We start from the raw sequence: 2,943 nt of genomic DNA, 5'->3' as shown, positions 1-2,943 counted from the left end.
GGTTTGGTAATTCCGCTAAGGGCTTGACTTTCGAGACTCGCGGTATATGAATCTTCTTGCGCTTACCGGCTATGCGATTCTTGCTGCCATCTGTTGGGGCTCGGCGGATTTTCTAGCAGCGCGCGTATCCGTATTGCTAGACAGTGGGCACGTCGCCGCACTCATATCTGTTGTTGCGCTAATTCTCGCAGCAGGTTTCAGCACGCTTGAGCCACCTGAGAGTAATATCCCCCTCGAAGCTTTCGTCGTTTGCTTCGCGTCCGGTGCAGTCGCGGTTATCGGACTAGGGATGTTTTTTGGACTTCTTTCAAGATACCCGGCGTCACAGGTCGCTCCTTCTTCTGCTGCGGCTTCCTCCGCCACACCAGCAATTATTGGAATATTTATAGACGGCGCTGTTGGATTGATCCGGATCGTTGGTCTGATAACCGCGGTGATCGCGGTATGTCTCGGATCCTTTGATAAGTCAGCCCCCAACGGTCGCTCGACTTATCTTCCTCTAGCAAGACCTGCAATCGCTGGCGTGTTGATGGGTGTATATCTAGCGACTACGGGTTACTACTCTGACTACGGTCTTCAACCAGTCGCTGCCGCACACTTCGGGGCGGTCATGACCCAGGTCAGTAGAAGGAAGTTTCCGACGGAGCGCCCTGCACTAGTCTGTGCCGTAGGTTGCGTGCTAGCGGGATTTCTATATCACCTGGCTGCGCTGTCCTATCGCTACTCCTCATCATTAGGGGAGTTGAGTGTCTCTGGTGCCATCGCCTCAATGTACCCTCTCGTAACGGTGGTGCTGGCCATCGTTATACTTAGACATAGACCAAATTTGATCCAGATTGCCGGATTAGCCCTCAGTGTATTCGCGATTGGTATTTTGAATATTTCCTAATGGTCAAATTGACAAGCACCCTTCTGTCGTAGAGTGCAGGCATCCCTATATTGCTCTCATTGTGACCGATAGGAAGATACGTTTAGCGCTCGACAATCTTCTCTCGAGAAGTTGCGGAAAGTGGCCTAGTATGTACTCGCCAACTTCCTGAGCGTTTCCGTGCCTGTCTACCCATCGCTCGAGCCGGGCTCACAACACAGACGTCAACGGGCATTGGAAGGGACCGGTACTAAAGCCCAGATCGCGCCGACCCGACAAAAATCTATCGACGTTCATGTACCTGATCTCGGGCCTGCGTCGGTCGAGCGGATGCCACTCGCGCCCGCCGGCCCACGGTGGAGGGGACCAGCGGGTTCGAGCCGCACCAGGTTGGGGGGCCCGACATGCTCGCTGTCCCCACCCGCCCCGATTCCCGTGTACCCATCGCTGTACCCGAGCCAGCGGACGTCGATGGACATCAGCGAACACGGACCGGCGCTGAAGCCCAGGCCGCGTCGACCCGATGGACGTCGGTGGACGTCCGTGGACGGAGCGCCCGCTCCTCTTAATCCGCGGGTTCGGGGTTCAAGTCCCTGGCGGCGCACCCGTAAGCCCTGGTCAGGGCGTCATGAGTAAGATCGATGATCTCGGTTATTTCGAGGTCATCCCGTATTTATCCCGCACTTTGCGGACAGCCGTGAGCGTATTTTTCGTACCCCATCACGGTTGTCCCTTGCGCGGGGTCAGTGCTGGGCCGGCGGGCCAGATCCGAGGAAGGCGGCGAGGGAAGCGCCGCCGGAAGAGCTGCTCGAGTCAGTCGCCCAGCCAGGATTCTACGGTGACAGCAAGCCCGGGGATCTCGACGGTGACCGCGGTCCACAACAGGTCCGTGTCCACCGAGAAGTAGCCGTGTACGAGGTGGTTACGCATGCCGGCGATCGCAGCCCAGGGCACCTCGGGGTGGTGTGTGCGGAAGGAGTCCGACAGCCGCGCTGCGGCTTCCCCGATTATTCCTACCCATCTGATCAGAGCAGCGGACAGAACAACGTCCTTGTCGAGTTCCTCGCGTGAGGCGGGGAGGTACGTGCTGATCAGTTCCGCATGTTCGACGATATCGCGGAGGCGCTCATCGTCGGACCTCACAGTGCGACGGCCTCGGCCAGGACCCGCGGACGGAGCCGGGGTCGTAGCCCAGCGACTGTCGTGACGTCGACGTGGACATTGAGCGTCGCCTCGGTGTCGCTGATGAAGCCACCCAGATCGAACAGACCTCGTCCTGGAGCGAGATCGACAAGGAGGTCGACGTCGCTCGCGTCGTCTGCTTCGGCGCGGGCGACGGAGCCGAAGACACGGATGTTGCTCACACCGTAGCGTCGCGCGATCGCGTAGACGTCCGCGCGACGACGACGCAGTTCGCTCATCGTCACCCTCCGGTGACGATCTACGTCTGGCGTCACGGCAACCTCCTCGAGGCGGACGACAGCTGACTGGAACGGGCTGCGAGGTCGCCTTTGCCGCTGGACAGGGTGCCGACGAACTCTGGCAACGGCCACTCGTCGCTTCCGTCCTCGGTTGGGGTGCGCTCTCGGAGGAGAGCCAGGACCGGTGCCACCTGGGACTCGGGCAGCCGGTCGATCAGCCGGTGCAACTCGTCTCGCAAGGCGCCCACAGAGCACAGGATACGGCCGTGGGCGGCAGTCGACCCACTAGATCCACTGGTGGAACTCTTTGTGGACTTGGCGGATGGACGTGGACGCCACAGGAGATCGCGAACGACCCCGCAGCCAAGCTGCCTGGCATCAGGTCTCGACTCACGTCGGCCGGGCACCGGTGTACCCACCGCTGTACCCGAGCCGACGGACGTCAGTGGACACCGGCGGGCACGGACCGGCGCTGAAGCCCAGGTTGTACCGACCAGATAGACGTCGGTGGACGTCCGTGGACGAAGCGCCCGCTTCTCTCAACCCGCGGGTCGTCTCGCAGTCCAGCGCCGCCCGGGGTCATGCCCACGGGGGTGGTGTACGGAGCGTGATGCCGCGTGATCCTGGTTGAATGTTATGCGGTCAGCGCTTCGG

General features: G+C 60.6%; 3 protein-coding genes. 1 reads left to right on the top strand and 2 read right to left on the bottom strand.

What is annotated here, in order from left to right:
• Positions 1-46 precede the first annotated feature (46 nt).
• Positions 47-889, top strand: coding sequence for an EamA family transporter (locus MXD62_RS27195; RefSeq protein ID WP_248832255.1), 843 nt, complete (start codon positions 47-49; stop codon positions 887-889).
• Positions 890-1,681: 792 nt separating this feature from the next.
• Here MXD62_RS27195 and MXD62_RS27190 read toward each other — a convergent pair.
• Both MXD62_RS27190 and MXD62_RS27185 read right to left on the bottom strand, forming a co-directional pair.
• Positions 1,682-2,011, bottom strand: a complete 330-nt coding sequence (locus tag MXD62_RS27190) for a HepT-like ribonuclease domain-containing protein (protein WP_248832254.1) — start codon at positions 2,009-2,011, stop codon at positions 1,682-1,684.
• Entirely contained in the window at positions 2,008-2,289 is a 282-nt protein-coding gene (locus tag MXD62_RS27185) for a nucleotidyltransferase family protein (protein WP_112105947.1), read from the bottom strand. Before MXD62_RS27185 ends, MXD62_RS27190 begins: the two co-directional genes overlap by 4 nt.
• Positions 2,290-2,943 lie beyond the last annotated feature (654 nt).

This window comes from Frankia sp. Mgl5 (genome assembly GCF_023242985.1).
Taxonomy (GTDB): domain Bacteria; phylum Actinomycetota; class Actinomycetes; order Frankiales; family Frankiaceae; genus Parafrankia; species Parafrankia soli.
Note: the sequence above shows the minus strand (reverse complement) of the source record. Positions and strands in the feature narration are given on the sequence as shown.